Origin of the sequence: Asticcacaulis taihuensis (genome assembly GCF_900100255.1) — a bacterium.
Taxonomy (GTDB): domain Bacteria; phylum Pseudomonadota; class Alphaproteobacteria; order Caulobacterales; family Caulobacteraceae; genus Asticcacaulis; species Asticcacaulis taihuensis.
Genome location: NZ_FMTS01000001.1, coordinates 644,297 through 662,899 on the forward strand (window position 1 = coordinate 644,297; position 18,603 = coordinate 662,899).

At 59.1% G+C, this 18,603-nt stretch carries 21 protein-coding genes, 1 tRNA gene and 1 pseudogene; 8 read left to right on the forward strand and 15 right to left on the reverse strand.

Going from position 1 to position 18,603, the window contains the following annotated elements:
- Positions 1-14 precede the first annotated feature (14 nt).
- The 5 genes from BLO49_RS03020 to BLO49_RS03040 all read right to left on the reverse strand — a co-directional run bounded on the left by BLO49_RS03020 (position 15) and on the right by BLO49_RS03040 (position 3,726).
- On the reverse strand, positions 15-197 hold the full coding sequence (locus BLO49_RS03020) for a twin-arginine translocase TatA/TatE family subunit (protein WP_090644005.1): 183 nt from the start codon (positions 195-197) through the stop codon (positions 15-17).
- Between the two features lie 131 nt (positions 198-328).
- Positions 329-970 carry an SMC-Scp complex subunit ScpB gene (gene scpB / locus BLO49_RS03025; RefSeq protein ID WP_090644007.1) on the reverse strand — a complete coding sequence of 214 codons (642 nt, stop codon included), beginning with the start codon at positions 968-970 and terminating at the stop codon, positions 329-331.
- Complete coding sequence (locus BLO49_RS03030) at positions 967-1,827, reverse strand: segregation and condensation protein A (protein WP_090644009.1); 861 nt, start codon at positions 1,825-1,827, stop codon at positions 967-969. Before BLO49_RS03030 ends, scpB begins: the two co-directional genes overlap by 4 nt.
- Positions 1,824-2,897: a beta-N-acetylhexosaminidase gene (nagZ, locus tag BLO49_RS03035; protein ID WP_245678835.1), complete on the reverse strand. Its 1,074-nt coding sequence runs from the start codon at positions 2,895-2,897 to the stop codon at positions 1,824-1,826. The genes BLO49_RS03030 and nagZ overlap by 4 nt, the downstream gene beginning before the upstream one ends.
- A 4-nt stretch (positions 2,898-2,901) precedes the next feature.
- A complete protein-coding gene (locus BLO49_RS03040; RefSeq protein ID WP_090646040.1) occupies positions 2,902-3,726 on the reverse strand; it encodes an SPOR domain-containing protein in 825 nt (274 codons plus the stop codon).
- A 235-nt stretch (positions 3,727-3,961) separates the two neighbouring features.
- Between BLO49_RS03040 and BLO49_RS03045 the strand changes: the two genes are divergently transcribed.
- Positions 3,962-4,222 carry a GNAT family N-acetyltransferase gene (locus BLO49_RS03045; protein WP_090644012.1) on the forward strand — a complete coding sequence of 87 codons (261 nt, stop codon included), beginning with the start codon at positions 3,962-3,964 and terminating at the stop codon, positions 4,220-4,222.
- On the opposite strand, the gene BLO49_RS03050 is transcribed toward BLO49_RS03045, so the two are convergent.
- Both BLO49_RS03050 and BLO49_RS03055 read right to left on the reverse strand, forming a co-directional pair.
- Entirely contained in the window at positions 4,219-5,412 is a 1,194-nt protein-coding gene (locus tag BLO49_RS03050; RefSeq protein WP_090644014.1) for a GAF domain-containing sensor histidine kinase, read from the reverse strand. The two genes, BLO49_RS03045 and BLO49_RS03050, sit on opposite strands and share 4 nt — an antisense overlap.
- Positions 5,413-5,503: 91 nt before the next feature.
- Positions 5,504-6,067, reverse strand: coding sequence for a TetR/AcrR family transcriptional regulator (locus BLO49_RS03055; protein WP_170828180.1), 564 nt, complete (start codon positions 6,065-6,067; stop codon positions 5,504-5,506).
- Between the two features lie 67 nt (positions 6,068-6,134).
- On the opposite strand from BLO49_RS03055, the gene BLO49_RS03060 reads away from it, so the two are divergent.
- Complete coding sequence (locus BLO49_RS03060; RefSeq protein WP_090644020.1) at positions 6,135-7,403, forward strand: MFS transporter; 1,269 nt, start codon at positions 6,135-6,137, stop codon at positions 7,401-7,403.
- Here BLO49_RS03060 and BLO49_RS03065 read toward each other — a convergent pair.
- Positions 7,400-9,061: a pilus assembly protein TadG-related protein gene (locus BLO49_RS03065; protein WP_090644022.1), complete on the reverse strand. Its 1,662-nt coding sequence runs from the start codon at positions 9,059-9,061 to the stop codon at positions 7,400-7,402. The two genes, BLO49_RS03060 and BLO49_RS03065, sit on opposite strands and share 4 nt — an antisense overlap.
- Before the next feature lie 15 nt (positions 9,062-9,076).
- Positions 9,077-9,502 carry a TadE/TadG family type IV pilus assembly protein gene (locus BLO49_RS03070; RefSeq protein WP_090644024.1) on the reverse strand — a complete coding sequence of 142 codons (426 nt, stop codon included), beginning with the start codon at positions 9,500-9,502 and terminating at the stop codon, positions 9,077-9,079.
- Between the two features lie 204 nt (positions 9,503-9,706).
- Here BLO49_RS03070 and BLO49_RS18560 point away from each other — a divergent pair, with 204 nt between their 5' ends.
- Positions 9,707-9,967: a hypothetical protein gene (locus BLO49_RS18560; RefSeq protein WP_090644028.1), complete on the forward strand. Its 261-nt coding sequence runs from the start codon at positions 9,707-9,709 to the stop codon at positions 9,965-9,967.
- A 56-nt stretch (positions 9,968-10,023) separates the two neighbouring features.
- Here BLO49_RS18560 and BLO49_RS03080 read toward each other — a convergent pair.
- Positions 10,024-10,099: transfer RNA gene (locus tag BLO49_RS03080), tRNA-Ile, on the reverse strand.
- Positions 10,100-10,264: 165 nt separating this feature from the next.
- On the opposite strand from BLO49_RS03080, the gene BLO49_RS03085 reads away from it, so the two are divergent.
- The 3 genes from BLO49_RS03085 (at position 10,265) to BLO49_RS03095 (ending at position 12,983) form a co-directional block, all read left to right on the forward strand.
- Positions 10,265-11,020: an SIMPL domain-containing protein gene (locus BLO49_RS03085; RefSeq protein WP_220083692.1), complete on the forward strand. Its 756-nt coding sequence runs from the start codon at positions 10,265-10,267 to the stop codon at positions 11,018-11,020.
- A 306-nt stretch (positions 11,021-11,326) separates the two neighbouring features.
- On the forward strand, positions 11,327-11,959 hold the full coding sequence (locus BLO49_RS03090; RefSeq protein WP_090644033.1) for a TIGR02466 family protein: 633 nt from the start codon (positions 11,327-11,329) through the stop codon (positions 11,957-11,959).
- A complete protein-coding gene (locus tag BLO49_RS03095) occupies positions 11,952-12,983 on the forward strand; it encodes an oxidoreductase (RefSeq protein ID WP_090644036.1) in 1,032 nt (343 codons plus the stop codon). Before BLO49_RS03090 ends, BLO49_RS03095 begins: the two co-directional genes overlap by 8 nt.
- Here the strand turns inward: BLO49_RS03095 and BLO49_RS03100 are convergent.
- Positions 12,980-13,603 (reverse strand): DUF1134 domain-containing protein, encoded by a 624-nt coding sequence (locus tag BLO49_RS03100; protein ID WP_090644039.1) that lies wholly within the window; start codon positions 13,601-13,603, stop codon positions 12,980-12,982. The genes BLO49_RS03095 and BLO49_RS03100 overlap by 4 nt on opposite strands.
- A 227-nt stretch (positions 13,604-13,830) precedes the next feature.
- Here BLO49_RS03100 and BLO49_RS03105 point away from each other — a divergent pair, with 227 nt between their 5' ends.
- Positions 13,831-14,181 (forward strand): hypothetical protein, encoded by a 351-nt coding sequence (locus tag BLO49_RS03105; RefSeq protein WP_090644041.1) that lies wholly within the window; start codon positions 13,831-13,833, stop codon positions 14,179-14,181.
- A 13-nt stretch (positions 14,182-14,194) separates the two neighbouring features.
- Here BLO49_RS03105 and BLO49_RS03110 read toward each other — a convergent pair whose 3' ends face one another.
- Positions 14,195-15,826, reverse strand: coding sequence for a M28 family metallopeptidase (locus BLO49_RS03110; protein WP_090644044.1), 1,632 nt, complete (start codon positions 15,824-15,826; stop codon positions 14,195-14,197).
- A 162-nt stretch (positions 15,827-15,988) separates the two neighbouring features.
- On the opposite strand from BLO49_RS03110, the gene BLO49_RS03115 reads away from it, so the two are divergent.
- Positions 15,989-17,242 carry an SGNH/GDSL hydrolase family protein gene (locus BLO49_RS03115; RefSeq protein ID WP_090644047.1) on the forward strand — a complete coding sequence of 418 codons (1,254 nt, stop codon included), beginning with the start codon at positions 15,989-15,991 and terminating at the stop codon, positions 17,240-17,242.
- Here the strand turns inward: BLO49_RS03115 and BLO49_RS03120 are convergent.
- The 3 genes and pseudogenes from BLO49_RS03120 to BLO49_RS18655 all read right to left on the reverse strand — a co-directional run.
- Positions 17,239-17,685: an energy transducer TonB gene (locus tag BLO49_RS03120; protein WP_090644050.1), complete on the reverse strand. Its 447-nt coding sequence runs from the start codon at positions 17,683-17,685 to the stop codon at positions 17,239-17,241. The genes BLO49_RS03115 and BLO49_RS03120 overlap by 4 nt on opposite strands.
- 96 nt (positions 17,686-17,781) lie before the next feature.
- Positions 17,782-18,147, reverse strand: a complete 366-nt coding sequence (locus BLO49_RS18650) for a ribonuclease E inhibitor RraB (protein WP_281187216.1) — start codon at positions 18,145-18,147, stop codon at positions 17,782-17,784.
- Positions 18,121-18,471: pseudogene (locus BLO49_RS18655) on the reverse strand (DUF695 domain-containing protein); the annotation flags it as partial. The pseudogene BLO49_RS18655 and the gene BLO49_RS18650, both read right to left, overlap by 27 nt.
- Between the last annotated feature and the right edge of the window lie 132 nt (positions 18,472-18,603).

Sequence of the window (18,603 nt, forward strand, 5' to 3'; positions counted from 1 at the left end):
TCAGATAGATGCGATCAGGCTTTCGGCTCGTCGTCCTTCTTGGCCTTCACATCGTCTTCATCGTCCTTCAGGCCGTTCTTGAACGCCTTGATGCCCTTGGCGGCATCGCCCATCAGGCCCGACAGCTTGCCGCCGCCGAACAGGACCAGGACCACCAGACCAATGATCAACCAGTGCCAGATGCTGAAACTACCCATACTCTAATCTCCTTTGCGAGCCCGCCCACCTCTCAGATGGGAGGCCGCCCCTTTAAATGTCAGTCCGTCCGGACCAATTTACGCTCTTATAGGCGCGTTTTAACCTGTCTTGGAAGTGTTTTTGCGCAAAATCACTCTTTCTCGAAGAAGTCTTGCGCAAACTCGGTTTCTTCCATCTCCTCCAGAAGCAACGGATCTTCGGCGGTCTGTCCGCTGGAAGGATCGGGCACCATAAAGTCCGCCGGTACATTGATGTCAAGCAGGCCGGCCGCCCGCATTTCGGCCGCACCCGGCAGGTCGGCCAGAGACGGCAGGGAAAACTGCTCCAGGAAGTAGTCGGTCGTGCCGTAGGTGACCGGGCGACCGGGGGTCCGCCTGCGCCCACGCAGTTTGATCAGATTCATTTCGTGCAGTACATCGAGCGTGCCGCGCGACAGGCCAACCCCGCGCACCGCTTCGATCTCGGCCCGCGTCACCGGCTGGTGGTAGGCAATGATGGCCAGCGTTTCAAGCGCGGCCTTGGAGAGCCGGCGCGGCTCCTCGCGCTCCTCGACCATCAGGTAACCGAGGTCGGCGGCGGTGCGGAACTGCCAGCGGTCATTGATGATCTCCAGCGACACCCCGCGTCCGGCGTAGCGCGCGCGCAAGGAAGCCAGCGCCTTGCCGACATCGGCGCCTTCCGGCAGGCGATAGGCGATTTCCGAGGCCGACAACGGGCCATCGGCGGCGAACAAAAGCGCTTCGATGGCGCGCTCGACGGTTTCCGGGGTCATGATTTGTCTCCCATCAGCGCCTGCCTTTTACGCATGTAAAGCGTCTCGAACGTTGCCAGTTGCTGGAGCTGCAAATGACCTTCCTTGGCCAGTTCCAATGAGGCTGAAAGGGTTGACGCCACATAGGAGACCCGGCGTGGCCCATCGCTGCGCACCGGCTGCGGTGCCACCTCGTCCAGCGCCGTCCAGTTGCTCAGCCTGGGCAACTGCGCCCGCAGATTATCGCGGGCGTCTTCCAGCGAATAGGCTTCTATGCGGCGGGTCGGATCGTAATGGCGGTCCAGTTCGCGGCGGCGCTGGGTGACATAGGCGCTCATCAGGTCGAAGACATTGGCCTCGATGCGTGAGGACGGAATGATTAGCCGCGCCTCCGGATCGCCTCGGGCAAAGACATCGCGTTTTAATTGCGGCCGCGAGGTCAGGGCCTCCACGGCCTTGCGGATCGCTTCCAGTTTTTGCAGACGATAGGCGAGCGAAAGAGCCAGTTCTTCCGGCGCCGGTTCATTGGTCTGCTTGCGTTCGGCCTGTGGCAGCAGCAGACGCGATTTCAGATAGGCCAGCCACGACGCCATAACGAGGTAATCCGCCGCCAAGGCAAAGCGCAGGCGCCGGGCTTCCTGGATAAAGGCGAGATACTGTTCAGCCAGGCGAGTGATCGAAATCTTGAGCAGATCGACCTTTTGCTGGCGGGCCAGGGCCAGCAGAACATGCAGCGGCCCTTCATAGCCGTCCAGTTCAAGAATCAGCGCCTCGTCATTGGCGATTTCTTCCGCGACATCCGGCGCCGGACCTTCAAAGTCGAGACGCCTTTGCAGGACATCGTGCTCCAGACCTTTCGGCGTGGTGTCGCGGCTCATGACGGCGTGACCTCGGTCGGATCAGATTTGGCGCCGGCATCCTGGCCCCGCGCCATCACCACATCGAAACGGGCACGCGCGTCGATCACATCGAGTGGTTCAGGCGTTTTCAGCAGGCGTGTTATGGCGGCTTTCGCTCGGCGCAGACCCTCGCCCTTCAGCTTCGGCGTGACATGCGCGACCTGCCTCATCTCGGCCATCTGACCACTGCAATGCAGGATCACGTCAACGCCAGCACGCAAGGCGGCCTTTGCGCGCTTTTCCAGAGTGCCGGAAAGGGCATTCATGGACAGGTCATCAGTGATCAAAAGACCATCGAAACCAATAACATCGCGGACAATCTTCAGACATTTCCTTGAAGTCGTCGCCGGATTGCGCTTGTCGATGGCGCGATAAAGCACATGGGCCGTCATGGCGATCGGCATGTCGGCATTGACCTGGAAGGGATAGAAATCGACCTTGAGCAATTCATCGAGTTTCGCATCGACGCGCGGCAGGTCGGTATGCGAATCAGCCCCTGCCCGTCCGTGGCCGGGAACGTGCTTGATCACCGGCAAAACCCCACCGGCCAGGAAACCTTCGCAAGCCGCGCGGCCCATCACCGCGACGGCCTGCGGCGCCATCCCGTAAGCGCGATCACCGACAATTTCATGAGCGCCCGGCTGCGGCACATCGAGCACCGGCGCGCAATCGACATTGATGCCCAGTTCCGCCAGGTCATGCGCCATAAGCCGCGCGCCCAGGCGAACCATTTCGCGTTCTTCGGAAGGATCATTGGTCACTTCGGCAAAACGCGAAGCCGGCGGATAGTCCGGCCAGTGCGGCGGCCGCAGACGGCGCACCCGTCCGCCCTCCTGGTCGATCAAGATCAGGGCGTCATGCGCCACCAGCCCTTTGAGCGAAGCCACCAGCGCCTTTACCTGCGCTGGCGTTTCGATATTGCGGCGAAACAGGATGAAGCCGAGCGGCTGAAGATCGCTGAAAAAGCGATGCTCCTCAGGCGTCAGTTCGGTGCCGGCCAGGCCCAGAATACATGCCCTCGTATCTTTGGCGGCGATCCCCTTGCCCACGGTCCTACTTTACGATGCAGTCGTGGCCCGACGCCTTGAGCGCCGAACAGAAGGATTTCGCCTTGTCCGCGCTCAGGCCGGTAAAGGCCGTGCGATAGAAGGTGCCGTTGGGCGTGGTGACCTTTTCAATCCGCTTGCTGGCGCCGCCGACAAACAGACCGTAGGACGACGCCACCTTGGCATATTCGGCATTGGCTATGTCGGTCGAGGTATAGGCGCCGATCTGCACCGAAGCCGAACCACTTACCGCTGGTTTGGCGGCGGCAACGGGCGCCGTCACAGGCTTGGCCGCGACTGATGCGACCGGCTTGGCGGCAGCCGGCTGAGACGCGGACGCACTGGCGCCAGGCACCGGCGTGGCGTCAATACGGGCGGGGGCCGCGCTGCTGCTTATGGCGCTGGCGGTTGCTTGCGACGGCAGCGGCCCTTCGATCGGCGCTGCCGGCAAGGGGGCGATATCGACCGTCGAAGCGCTTGCCGCCGGGCGGGCGCCGGGCACTTCAGCACCGGGCGCGAAGGTGGCAATACCGGATTCGCTCAGGTCCTGGTCGCTCAGCGGCTTGGCATCCTGAACCTGGCCTTCCTTGATATCCCCAAGAGAATCACCGACTTCCGGGGCGATATTTCCATGCTTGTTGAGCGTGCCGGAATTATAGAGGATGACCACCACAAGCAGCAGAACGACCAGGCAGATGCCACTGATAATCAGCGTGATCGGCGCCTTGTCACGCGAAGCCGGCGTCCGGCGCGATTCGTAGCTCAGATTGTCCTCGGTGGGGGGCGAATAGGTGCCGCGATCCCCGAAATCTCCGCGATCCTTATCTGACATGGTGAAAATCCCCATAGGCCCGGCGGTTTCACACCGGAAAACACAATAATAGGTCCGATTCCGCACGGGAGTCGTGTGGAATCGGGCGCGAAGATACAGACTAGACATCAATTTTGACAGCCCTGTGGCCAAAAATGTCCGGTCCGCCTTCGGAGGATCCCTCGCAGGCAAAACGATCGCCATATTGCGTCCTTACCGGCACGCGCCTATCTCTTTACAAACAAGGAGACTGATCATGGACCAGGCCGTCACCGACAATACCGGCGAAAGCCGCTTCGAACTGAATATCGACGGCCAGATTGCCCGTGCCGATTACCGGATATCGGGCGACACGCTCTATATCGATTATGTCGAGGCCCCGCCGGCCCTGCGCGGGACCGGCGCCGCCGGCCGGCTGATGGAGGGCATCATGACAGCCGCGGCCGAAAAAGGCTATGCGGTCGAGCCTGTTTGCGGCTACGCCGCCGCCTGGATGCGCCGGAATCGCAAGCTTTAGGCGGGTATTTGCAGAACGAAGCGTGTTTCTTCCGGTGTAGAGGTCGCTGTCAGTTCGCCGCCGTGGGCACGGGCAATTTCAGACGCAATGTAGAGGCCGAGCCCCAGGCCCTGCTGTGTCAATTGACCGTGCCCGCGCACGAAAGGCTGGAACAGGCGCGTCATGATATCTGCCGGTATCTGCTGCCCGCCATTGGCGACCTGGAGTTCGAGCTTCCTCTCTCTGCTTCTGGCACTGACGCGCACCGGTTCATCCGGCGCGCCATAGGTCAGGGCATTTCCTAACAGATTGGAAAAGAGCTGCGCGATACGGCTGCCATCGCAATCGACCGGCGAACGCAAATCGTAAGCCACGGAGATCACCCGTTCGGGCCAGCTTGTGCGCAACTCGCTGATGACCTGCTCAAGAACGGGCTCAAGCCGTATATCCTGACGAATATCGAGTACAATTCCAGCCCCCATGCGGCCGCGGGCAAAATCGAGCACATTCTCGATCAATTCGGTCATACGCGCGGTACAGGTCTGCATCATGGCTACAAGACGGGTGCCACGTTCATCGAGGGGTATTTTCTCAAGCAAGGTCACCCCGGACATGATGGCGCCAAGAGGATTGCGCAGGTCATGCCCAAGCACGGCGATGAACTGCTCGCGTAACTCGGCGGTCTTCTGCGCTTCTGCCAGCTCGGATTGCGCGGCCATCATATGGTAATGCGTGTCAAGGTGATGGGCGATCAGTTCGGCATACAGCTCAAACATACCGATAATTTCCGGCGTATTGACCCTGGTCGGCCGGCTGTCGATAGCACAGAGCGTGCCGAAGAAACGGCCACCCGGCAATATGATCGGCACGGAGATATAGCTTTTCAGCCCATATATTGCCGGCGTATGATGCGTGGCATAATGCGGATCTTTGGCAACGTCATCAAAAACAATCGCTTTTAGGCTCTGGCGAATTTCGTGGCAGAGCGTGGTTTCGACCTTCAGTTCCCCACCTGGTTTCAGGCCGAAACCGATATTGTCCTTCACCCCGCAGGCCACCCAGCGTTCCGGCGTGATACGGGCAATGGCGGCAAACCCCATGCCGGTTGTGCGACAGATCAGATCGAGTATTCGGGGCACGGCCGCAATGCCGGCAACGGCGTCGATGTCCGTCTGAAAATCGCCGTTTCTTGTGATATCCAGTGTGTCCATTAGCGAAATTGGTCACACCTGACACGACAAGGCAAACATAGATTTCGCCTGATACGGGTGACTATCCAATAAACGCGGTCTGGAAAAAATTTTAGCCGGAATGCGCAGAAATTGTCGTTCTGACAGTGGTCAGTATTTCATCCGAAAGCGTCTCATCATTGACCGCCCGCGCGAGGACCATGGCGCCGACCAGCGTCGATAACAGGGTGATCGCCTTTTGCCGCCCCTCGCCGGTGTCGGTCAAAACCGCCAGGGCGTCGAGATAATCCGCCACCCCTTCGCTGAAGACCTGCCGCACGGGTTCAGCCTGCCGGGCCACATCGGCGGCCAGAGACGGAAACAGACAGGCCTGGCCCGGCTCATCGCGGTTTTTCGTCGACAGATAGCGCGTCACATAGGCATCCAGTTCCGTCTGCCGATCCCCTTTCGCCGCCTTCAGACGCCCCGCCTGGCGCTCAAGGGAGGTCGCGCAGGTCTGTGCCACCAGATCTTCCTTGGAGTCGAAATAGGTGTAGAAGCCGCCATGCGACAAGCCGGCCGCCTGCATGACATCGGCCACCTTGACGCCGTCGAAGCCATGCCGCCGAAACCCTTCGGAAGCCGCCGCCAGCAGTTTCTCCCGATTGGCCTCGACATTTGCTTTGGATGTTTTCATGTCTTGACTATACATGACCATTATCATAAATGCAATCATGACAATTATCATGTAAAATGAGTCCGCCATGATTTCGACCGTCCTCGCCGACCGCCTGAAGCGCCACAATATTCACTACGGATGGGTGATGGCCGGCGTTGCCTTCCTGGTCATGCTCACCACCGCCTGCGCACTGGGTGCGCCGGGTGTGCTGATGCCGCCACTGGAGAAGGAATTCGGCTGGAACACGGCACAAATCTCGGGAGCGCTTGCTTTACGGCTGATACTGTTCGGCGCCATCGCCCCCTTCGCGGCCGCCTTGATGCTGAGGTTCGGCCTGAAAAAGGTGGTGTCGCTGGCGCTTGCCCTGATCGTCAGCGGGCTTGGCCTCTCCATGCTGATGACTGAGATGTGGCAACTGGCCCTCTTTTGGGGCATTTTTGTTGGCGTCGGTTCCGGCATGACGGCCATTGTTTTGGGCGCCACCGTCGCCACGCGCTGGTTCACGCACCGGCGCGGTCTGGTGATTGGCCTCCTGACTGCCAGTTCAGCTACCGGCCAACTGGCCTTCCTGCCGCTGGTCGCCAAAATGTCGGAAAGTCATGGCTGGCGCGCAGCGCTGCTACTGGTGGTCGGCCTTCTTGCCGTGGCGTTGGTCGCTGTGCTCTGCCTGCTGCGTGACCGGCCGACCGATCTGGGCCTACTGCCCTGTGGCGAGACCGAGGCCGTACCGCCCGCGCCCGCGACACAGCTTTCCCCAATCGCCATGCTGACAGAAGCCGCTCGGACCCGCACCTTCTGGATTCTGTTCGCCAGCTTCTTTGTCTGCGGCGCCTCGACCAATGGCCTGATCCAGACGCACTTCGTTTCCCTGTGCGGCGACTACGGCATGGCGGCGGTGACGGCGGCCAGTGTGCTGGCCATGATGGGCATATTCGACTTCATCGGCACCATCGGTTCCGGCTGGCTGTCCGATCGCTTCGATTCGCGCTGGCTGCTCTTCTGGTATTACGGCCTGCGCGGGCTTTCGCTGCTCTACCTGCCCCATACCGATTTTACCTTCGGCGGCCTGTCGCTGTTTGCCGTCTTCTACGGGCTCGACTGGATCGCCACCGTGCCGCCGACCCTGAAACTGACGGCTGAAAAGTTCGGCCGCGAAAAGGCCGGCGTGGTGTTTGGCTGGATATTTGCCGGCCACCAACTGGGCGCGGCGGCCATCGCCTTCACCGCCGGCTATATCCGCACCACCTATGCCACCTATATCCCGGCCTTCCTGATCGCCGGCAGCCTGTGCCTGTTCGCCGCCTTTTTCGTGCTGCTGATCACGCGACCTAAGACGGTGCCAGTCGCCGCCTAGATCACCAGGGCCGCCCCGGAACAGCGCAGGCCATTGACCTGGGCATCGACCTCGCCCAGCCCGACGCCCAGTTGATCGAGCAAGGCATTGATCACCGGATCAAGCACGGGGCCCAGTCCGGCAATCAGGTTACCAAGGCTCTTTGTCACAAGATCCAGGCCGATGCCCAGCCCCAACACATTAGCCGTCAACTGGGCCTGACCAGCCAGGGACGAGCCGATGCTGGTCACGGCGTCGTTGGTCCGTACGGTCTTCACGGTCTGGTTGCTGATATCGGCGGCGCTGAAGGTGGCGGTCTGCCAGGTCGTTCCGCCCACCTTAATCTGCGATTGAGCCGTAACGCCCCCGACCAGCGGGATTGTCACCAGTTGCGCCGGTGATACGGCCAGCGTTTTCTTGAAGTCGTTCAGATCTGTCGCATTGACCGTGCCGATAGCGGCCTGACCGATGCCGGGGCTTAAGGCCAGCGTGACACTGTTCAGCGTCTTGTTGGCATTGCAGGAGATACTCGACAATTTGCCCTGGGCCGAAGCGAGTTCAATAAAGAGCGGTACATGAACCAGACTGACGCCTGACAATCCGGGCACCACCTGGGCATCGATATAAAGCCTAGCCTGCGCCGTGCGGATGATCGGCTCGCCGGTGCGGGTGACGGTCAGCCATGCGGAATGATTGGGCCGCTCGCCGATCGCCATCCAGACCTTCAGGCCCGCCAGCCCCGGCGCTTGCGCCCCCAGATCGAGCTGTACCTGCCGGTCCTGGTTGGCAAGGGACAGAATGGCCCTGGCCATTGTCAGGCTGTCGACCGTGATCGCCGCGTCGGCGCCGCCGACAATCCGATCCTGTTCGCCATAGGCGCCGATATCGACCAGATCGCTCATTTTGATCTTCGTCGATTTGACCGGACTATTGGCGAGCACCTTCAGCGTTGTCCTGGCATTCGCGTCCGTCTCATCAGCCAGCAGGGTCAGGGCATCGCCGACCGTGATGTCATTGGCGAGGGATTGATCGAAAGTGGCGGCGGTCAGATTGGCGCGGGTATGCAGGGCCTGGACATAGTTCAGCAGATCGACCTTCGCGCCGGCCAGATTGTTGTAATCCATGACGGTGAGATTGACAGTGCTGCCGGTCAGGCCGCTCAGGAGCGCATTGGCCACGCCGCCATTGACCGAGGCCAGCCGCGTACCGATGCTGAAAGCCGCCAGCCTGACCGACGAGGCCGTGGCCGTGCGCGTGATGTGCGCTGTATTCTGGCCCAGCATCCGGCCGAAAAACAGATCGGCATCCGCGCTCAGGGTCACCTGCGCCGCATTGGCATCGGTCACCGGCGTGGCCTTAAAACGCGCTGACGGTGTCTTGCTGACACTGGCATCGTAAAAGCCGATCTGCGTCATCGCCGTGATAATGTCTCCCTTTGCATTCGCCAGCACCACCGCCTGGGCCGCACTCTGGGCCGTGGTCAGATTCGCCGCCGCCGACATCGCCGCCAGATCGGCCGTGCCCTGCAATTCCCGGCTTTTGACGTAGACATAGCCCATATCGACGGCAAAAGCCGCCAGCGCCACTGTAATAATCATCAGTCCCGCTCCCATGATCAGGACGGACCCGCGCTTGTCGCGGTGGAAGCGGGCCAGGAAATGAACATGAAAAGATCTCATGGCACCCTCCAAAGTTTAATAGCCGCCGCGCACGATGGACGCTGAGCGGATAATGGTGTCCGGCATTCCTGGCGGCAGGGGAAAAAGCTCGAATGTGCCGCCATCTGGCTTGTAGGTCAGGGTCACGGTCAGAACCTGCGTGCCCTCCGTAATGGAGAGGGACGCCGTGCCTTTCGACAGGAAGGCGTATTTGTCAGTCTCGCTGTCCATAACGCCCTGCGCCAGTTCCAGCCGTTCGGCGGCTGTGCTGCCGGCTATGGCCGTGCGCGCGGCGTCGTTGACCATCTGCTGTACACCGTGCGCGGTCGAGAAATAGCTGCCATAATCCACGATCCCGGCCAGCATCAGAATGAACAGCGGGCTGATCAGGGCAAACTCAACCGCTGATGCGCCCGATTTATCCGAGCACCCGGCATGAAACGAAAAGGCCCTGTGAAACATGTGCTGCGCCACCCAAGGATGAGATAACTACGATAGCAACTTAAAATTGCATATTTAAGTTTCTCAATTCCTAATTGCCAAGAAGAATGTACCTGGGGCGGCAATATCACCCTGACGACGCCTTTATGAACCAGAGGAGACATCCCTACAGTCTCCTTGCAACCGGATGGACTAGCCTCTCTGTAACAAGCAATGGAGATACCTATGGCCACCCCTTCCCAGTCTTCAGGCAATAACGGCCTGGTCGTCATTATCGCCGTCGCAGTCATTGCCATTCTGGCGGTCGGCGCCATATTTCTGATGCAGGATCATCGTTCCGGCAGCGAACGGGTCGGTGACGCCATCGAGGCCGCGCCGCACGGGCTTGACAAGGCGGCCGACAAACTGGGCGATCAGGCGCCGGCGGATAATGTCGAGCGCAACCTCGATAAGGCTGGTGACAAGGTGGAAAAGGCCGTCAACTGATCGATGCGAAAGTGGCCGTGCGATTATTCGCCGGCCATTTTTTCATGTTTGGGTATTGGTAGGCCCGGAGGGACTCGAACCCCCAACCAGACCGTTATGAGCGGTCGGCTCTAACCATTGAGCTACAGGCCCCCAAATATGAAGGGAGGCCGTGCTAACATGCACGCCGTCAGATTTAAAGGCTATTTTTGAACTGTCCGGCCTGTTCAGCCCACATTCATGCGCGATCGATCATCATGGACTTACCGCAAAGCCGATATCAAGGCTTGCGGCACTCAAACAAGAAAGACCATCCACATGCCCGCCATCAAATCCGCCCTGCTGAAATCCTTCGCTTTAGGTGCCCTGAGCGCCGGCCTGGTCGCCGCCCCCCTGATGGCCCCTGGCGCAGCCCTGGCCCAGACCACGCAACCCGTTCTGGTCATGCCGGCACAAAGCACCTTGTCCCTCAGCGCCAATGGCGAGGTCAGCGCCACGCCCGATATGGCCACCATCAATTTCGCCGTGGTGACGCAAGGCAATACCGCCTCCGACGCCATGAAGGCCAACAATGTCCGTATGAACGCGGTCTTGGCGTCTCTGAAGAGCGCCGGCATCGCCGCCAAGGATATCCAGACGTCGAGCCTTAACCTCAATCCGCAATATGACTATACCGATGGCCAGGCGCCGAAGCTGACCGGTTATCAGGCGCAGAACCAGATCACCGTTCGTGTCAACGACCTGAACCAGACCGGTCCGGTGATCGATGCCGTGATCAAGGCCGGCATCAATCAGGTCAATGCCATCAATTTTGGCCTGAAAAACGACGAAGCCCTGACCGACCAGGCGCGTCAGGCAGCGGTCGCCACCCTGCTCAAGCGCGCCAATCTCTATGCCGCCGCCACCGGCATGAAGGTCAAGCGCATCATCTCGATCGAGGAAGGCGGCCCGGTCTATAACCAGCCGCAGCCGATGATGTTCCGCGCCAACAAGATGGCCGATGCCTCGACGCCGGTGTCTTCCGGCGAACTGCAACTGAGCGTCAACGTCTCGGCGACTTTTGAGCTCGAATAACCCTTCCTCCCCCGCCATAAAGCCTGTCACGCCAAAAGCGCGACAGGCTTTTTTTGTGCATGAAATTCAATCATTGCGATAAAGGAGATGACGCGAAATTAAGACTTTATTAACCTGATAGCATGTTTGGAAAACGTGCCGCATCATACGCAATAGCAAAAACCGCCCCGGCCCTTCCGGCCTGGCTCGCCATTGACAGTGCGTTCAACCCGGTGAATGTCGGTATATTCCTGGCGGCCCTGCTTTTCGGAATGAACGCCTGAATAACTGGCTTGCCCTGTCCGCCTTGCGGGATTAGGACAGGCCATGACCAAAACAGCACCCGCAACCGTTTCGCCCCTGTTCGTGACCGAGCTTTACCGCGCCGATCTGGCGACGCAGCCGGGCTTTGAGGACTTCCTCGCCGAACTGGACGATACCTGCCGCGCCATCGCCGACGAGGATGAAGCCGGCCAGACCTGGTCGCAGACAAAGGGCTATCTCGGCTACACCTCCTATGCATCGCTCAATGACCTGCCGGCGCGGGCAAGTGTCTTCGCCGACCTGAAGGCCATGCTCGATACCCATGTCGCCGCCTTTGCGGAAAAGCTCGATTTCGACCTTCACGGCCAGAAGCTCAAGCTGAACTCCCTGTGGATCAACATACTGGAGCCGATGGGGCACCATTCCAGCCATATCCACCCGCACAGCGTCGTTTCCGGCACTTTTTATGTCTCTATCCCGGAAGGCGCCAGCGCCCTGCGCCTGGAAGACCCGCGTCTCGGCTTCATGATGAACGCCCCCCTGCGCAAGGCCAATGGCAGGTCGGAACACCAGACCTTCGTCAATGTCACCCCGCAGGCCGGCACTGTGCTGCTGTGGGAAAGCTGGCTGCGTCACGAAGTCCCCATCAATCTCAGCGACGATGTGCGCATTTCGGTGAGTTTCAACTATGGCTAATGTGAAAACCGCCCTGGCTGGTTACGGTTATGCCGGTAAAACCATCCATGCCCCGCTGATCCGCGCCGCCAAGGGGCTGGAACTGACTACTGTCGTGTCCTCGCGGCCCGCTGATGTTCTGGCCGACCTGCCCGGCATGACTGTGGCGCCGGACCTCACCACCGCCCTCGCCGATCCGGCGATTGAACTGGTCGTCATCGCCACGCCGAATGAAATTCATGCCTCCATGGCGCATGAAGCGCTGGATGCAGGCAAGCATGTGGTCATCGACAAGCCGTTTGCCTTGAGCGTCGCCGAGGGCGAATCCGTGCTGGCCCACGCCGAACGCGTCGGCAAAAAAGTCTCCGTTTTTCATTGCCGCCGCTGGGACAGCAATTACCTGACCCTGCAAACCCTGCGGCCGCACCTGGGTGATCTCTATCAGGTCGTCCTGCGTTACGACCGCCTGCGCCCCGTGGTGCGCAATCGCTGGCGTGAACGCGCCGGTCCCGGTTCCGGCATCTGGTTCGATCTCGGCTCGCATCTGGTCGATCAGGCGATAAGCCTGTTCGGCTGGCCGGAATGGATATCGGCCGATATCGCCGGGCAACGCCCCGGCGCCCAGACCGATGACTATTTTCATGCCTTGCTCGGTTACGGCCCCCTACGCGTCATTCTGCATTCGTCGATGATGACCACGATCCCCGGTCCGGCGCTAGAGGTCCAGGGCGCGAATGGTGCCTTCGTCAAGTTCGGCATGGATACGCAGGAAGAGATGCTGAAAACCGGCCGCACCCCCGGTGACGCAGGCTGGGGTATTGATCCGGTCATGGGTATTTTCACGCCGGTAGCCGGTGAAATCGCCGGACAATCACAGGAAGTCACCGCCGCTCCTGGCAATTACCTTGCCTATTACGAGGCCATTGCAAAGACCATACGCGAAAACGCGCCCAATCCGGTGACCGGAGAGGACGCGCTCAAGGTGATGAAAGTGCTCGAACTGGGCTTTGTCAGTTCGCGCGAAGGCCGCAAGGTCTTCATTTAAAGCGGCAGCACACGGCGCTTCTTGGAGAAGCTCATATAGCCGACATTGGCCCCAAGACGGAAGCCGACACCGGCGCGGATCGGCGCCAGCACAATGCCTTCGGCGCGCTGGTAGGTGATGCCGAGACCGCCGATGAAATAGGCCGAGCCTTCGACGCCGGGGAAGCGGCGATACATGAAGATCGGCTCACGCAGGTTATAGACCAGGGTAAAGACGCGTGAAGCATTGGCTCCGGTATCGAACCCGATTGACGGGCCCTGCCAGTACATGTGAGTCGGCTCAGCCACATCCTTCATGAACAGGTTGCCCTTGCCGTATCGCACACCGATACCGACCGCGCCCGAAGCTTCGGTGCCGGCGATATAGGCCGTCGGATGATCGCCGTAATCGGCAAAAATCTTTTCGAGCGCGCCACCCAGGGCCTCGACTGTCACCCCCAGGAAATCCGAACCCGCGGTCAGGATCTCATCGCGGGTATAGTAGCGATATTCCTTTTCCTCAGCGGGCTGGTTCTTTTCGGTCGGATAGGTTTGCGCCAGGCTCAGGCGCGGGGCCAGACCGGCGATCACGGGCGTGGCGGCGGCGGCCACGCCGGCCAGAAGAAACGAACGACGCTCCATGGGCGAAAACTCCTCAAACTTTGATCGATGGGCTCTATAGCCGACAAGGTTAACAGATGATTTACTAACATCCCCTTACGCGTGCATTCCCCGGTTACGTGCAGGGTGCCTGTGCCATGTGTCCTGAATAGGGCTTAAGTTGCCGCCACTTCGCCGCATTTCTTAATGCAAATCCTCATCATATGGTATAATCTCAGCTCATCAGAAGTTTGCCATATGGGGTTCCGGTGACATCAGTCGGCGCTTTTTTCACGTACCGTCAGGGCGTCAATATTGCGATACTGGCCAACTATATTCTGCTCGCCATTCTGATCGCTATAAATGCCGTCGCCGTGCCTTGTGAACCCACGGCGGCACGTCTGATCGTCATCCTGCTTTGGATTTTGGTACTTCTGGTGATTGCCTATGTGTGGGCAACATGCCGCAACCGGCTATGGTGGATGCTGCCACAAATACTGGCCCTGATCGTTGCCATCATATCCACGGCAACGATGACCATTTACCAGTCCCAGGGCAGCGGTGATATCTGCCTCTACGATCCCAATCCCATAAAATTCGACCTGATTGAAGAAAAATGAAGTGGGATGACTCCTACCTTCTTTCAGCCGCGCTCTTATCGCGCGCGCCCTTGAATTCAGACGTATCGCGCCAGACCGGCCACTGGTGTGAATTAGCCAGGCTCTCGCCGATTTGATAGTAAAGCGTGGCGTCTTCGACCAGCCCGCTTAAATCCCAGCCTGCCGACCATTCATCACCCGGCTGGTGATAGCGGTGATCGGTATAGTCCTTTGACATCGCCTCCCCCGCCATCTTGCCTCCCTTAACCATGTCATCGCCCGAATAGGCGACCAGCATAGGCACGCCACGCTTGACCAGCGGGAAGTGATCCGAGCGAAAGAAACCGCCGGCTTCCGGACGCGGATCGGGCGTGATGGTGCGGTTCTGCTGGCCACCGTAAAGCGCGACCATGTCATCCAGCGACGACTGACCAACGCCCTCGACCACGATATCCCTGGTCGCACCATTAACATTCAGAGCATCCATATTGATGCCGGCCACCGTTTTGGTCAGCGGATAGACCGGATTGCTGGCATAATATTCCGACCCGAGAAGCCCGCTTTCCTCGGCGGTGAAGGCGATCATAACGATCGAGCGTTCCGGCTTTTCGGCTTTTCCAAAAGCCCGCGCTAGTTCCAGGAGAGTGGCGCTGCCCGTGCCGTTATCGACGGCGCCATTGCATATCTTGTCAGCCGCCTGCGGCGCGCAGATACCGAGATGGTCCCAGTGACCGGTGAAGAGCACGGTCTCATCGGGATATTTCGTGCCCGGCAGGCGGGCGATGATGTTGTGCGTGGTGATCTCGCTGGCCGCCACCTTGTAACCACCGCTCAAGGTCACATTCAGCGGCACCGGCTGGAAGTTCTTTGATCGAGCCTTCCCGTGCAGGTCGGCCAGGTCAAGCCCCGCCGCCTTGAAAAGCGCCTCGGCCGTGTCATGGCTGATCCACGATTCCAGCTTTGGGCTGGCGGTCGACGGATCGGGCCGGACAATATCGAACTGCGGGCCGGACCAGGAATTGCGCACCGTATCCCAGCCATAGGAGGCCGCGTCGGCATCATGGATGATGATGACACCGGCCGCGCCACGGCGGGCAGCTTCTTCATACTTGTAGGTCCAGCGGCCGTAATAGGTCATGGCCTTGCCGCCGAAGGTCATCAGTTGCGGTTCGACAAAGTCCGGATCGTTGATCAGTTCGACCAGGATCTTGCCTTTGACATCAATACCTTTGAAATCGTCCCATCCGCGTTCCGGCGCGGTGACACCATAACCGACAAAGACCAGGGGCGCCTTGTCGAAGCTGACATCGCCCAGTGCCCCTCGCGTAGAGGCGGTGATGTCTTCGCCCTGCTTCAAATCCAGGCTGTGACCATCAGCAAAATTAAACGCCAGTTTCGGATCGCTGACCACAAACTGGCGCAGATGAACCGCATGCGTCCATCCGCCATTTTCTCCGCCCGGCTGAAAGCCGGCGGCGGCAAAGCCTTTCGACATGTAATCGATCACCTTCTGCTCGGCCGGCGTGGTGATGCCGCGCCCCTCGAACGCATCGGAAGACAACACCTTGATGTCATCGGAAATGCGCGCCGCGCTTATGGCCTGCGCCTGGGCGGTACCCGCCAGTGAGAACAGCGCCACAGAGGCCAGCAGGATGGATTTCAACATGACGCATCTCCCGGATTGGTTTCTATTGATGCTAGTTTGCCGTGAACAGGAGTCAAGGCTGTGAAGACCTTGCCATGCGTTTATGCGCTTGCCCCCTACGGCAAAGCCGGTCATAAAAGTCATTGATAGCGCTAACAATTATAATATCATTGGGAGATTGAAATGGCCCCGTTCGGATTGACGCGTCGCTGCCTGTTTGCCGCGGCTATGGCCCTGACGCTGCCCTTAGCCCTCGTCGGTCCGGTCCATGCCAAGACATCTCAGTCACAGTGGGTGACGGTCTGGTCCACCGCACAAATGACACCCGGCGCCGACAGCGCCCTCTCCCCGGCCGATGCGACTGACGCCACCCTGCGCCAGACGATCCGGGTCGCCAAGGGCGGCGATATGATCCGCCTGCGCCTCTCCAATGCCACGGGCACCGAACCGCTATCCCTGCGCAATGTTCATATCGCGCGAGCGACGATAACCGGTGGCTCGGCTATCGATCCGGCGAGCGACCGCCCCGTCACCTTCGGCGGCCTGAACGATATCGTCATTCCCGCCGGCGCCGATTATATTTCCGATCCGATTTCAATAACCGTGGCCGATCAGTCTGTCCTCGCTATCAGTTTTCATATGCCGACAGGACTGCCGCAACCACAGACCGGCCATCCCGGTTCACGCACCACCTCCTGGCTGGTGCCCGGCGACCACGTCAGCGATGCCGACCTCCCTGAAGCGAAAAAGTTCGATCACTGGTTCACTATAGCCGGCCTGGATATTGAAAGCGGATCGGCGAAAGCCGCCGTTGTGGCCTTCGGCGATTCGATTACCGACGGCTACGGCATAAAGCCCAACAGCGACACGCGCTGGCCGGATTTCCTCGGCCGCCGCCTGAAGGACAGGCCGGTTTCCGTGCTCAATGCCGGCATCGGCGGCAATCGCCTCCTGTTAGATGGCCTGGGGCCGAATGCCCAGGCGCGCTTCGACCGCGATGTGCTGAGTCAGAGCGGCGTGAAATATGTCATTGTGCTGGAAAGCGTAAACGATCTCGGCGTGTTAACGCGCGATGCCCCCGTGACGCAAGCCGCGCATGATGACCTTGTGGCCCGCCTCAAGGTGGCCTATTTGCAAATGGTCACCAAGGCTCACAGCCACGGCCTGAAAATCTACGGCGGCACGATCACACCCTTCATTGGGATGGACTATTATCACCCCGACGCTCTGAACGAGGCCGACCGTCAGGCGATCAATAGCTGGATAAGAACCTCGGGCGCCTTCGATGCCGTGATCGATTTCGATGCCGCCCTGCGCGACCCTGTGCAACCCGACCGCCTGTCATCAGCCTATGACAGCGGCGACCACCTGCATCCGTCCTCCGCCGGCTATCAGGCCATGGCGGAAGCCGTGGATTTGAAATTGTTTGAAAATTAACGGCTGCCGGCCAGTTGCTGGGCGGCCTGCCCGCCCGGCAGTTTCCAGTTGGTGGTAAAGCGTAGCCAGTCACCGGCATGATGTCCCGGCTGGCTGGTGTCGGTCTGTGCCCATTTCAGGACTGTGACCGCCAGCCCTTCGCCCAAACCGTAGCCGGGACGACTTTCGGCGGCGACCACGCATTGTGTCAGACCGCCATCGTCGCCGATCTGGCAATCGACCTGGGCCTGACCTTCAATGGCGCTGATTTTAGCCACCTGCGGATATTCGCCGGCCTGGCTGAGATCGCCATCACGCGTATAAAGACGGGTTCCATCGGGAATAACCGGCGCGGCTGTCGGCGCGCAGTGAACACCACCACCGGTCGCCGTGGCATCCTGCGCCAGACTTTGCGTGGCGACCAGGCCGCACAGGACGGATAAGCAAAAAACACTCGTTTTCATAAGCCCACACTCACAAGGATTTCCGTCAGTAAGCCACTGGACGACATAAGGGGACAATTAGGGGATTCCCGCAATCCCTAAATTTGAAATAGGTGGTTAAGCGGTAATAACTTCCGTTCCCCAGCCATCATAGGTTCCGCCGAAAGTCTCAGCTAGGTCTTCAAGTTCGTTTGTCAATTCATCAATGTTTTGCAGAAGGTCAGTTCTGAAAAAATCGACAGTCACACCATCTCCATTGTCTTCATGGCCTTCGAGTTGAAACCCCAAAGTCAGGATTTGATCGATAAAAGGACGCGCTTGCCCCTCTGCCATCAAATACACACGATGATCCAATTTGTGCGGGACGACTGCGTTGTCTCCATGTGCATTCAGGGATTCCAAAACGCGGCGATCGAGAATCGTTCGATAGGCCTTGGCGTCCGGATACAAAAATTCTCTATAGATTGACCAATCGGCATCCAACCTGTCGCCTGTTTCATAGTCATATCCTGTAAAGCCCCCCATAAAACCCTTTACTGTCCTGGTGAAAACGTTTGGTTCTTTCACATAGAAATAGAAATCTCGGACACCATCATGTGTAATACGACCGACGTACAACATTCCGGCTTTGGCGGTTAGGCTCACTTCCAGTCGATCTTCAAAATCACAAAGCGCTTGATATTCTTCACTGCTCGACAAGCCGTCTTTCCTCGGTTGCTTCATATAGAGCCTGAGATAGGCCATATACTCATACCCCTTGGAAGGAATGGTATTCCTACGCCCCAGGTCTACGAAAACAGACGCAGGCTTGTTATCAACCTACAAAAATAGAAATCCCATTCTTTAGACGGCTCAATAATCTTGTCCGCTTTTTTCAAGAACCAGGACATTCGCTCCTCCCCATCAGTTTAAAACAAATATGACGTTCTAAACCTAAAC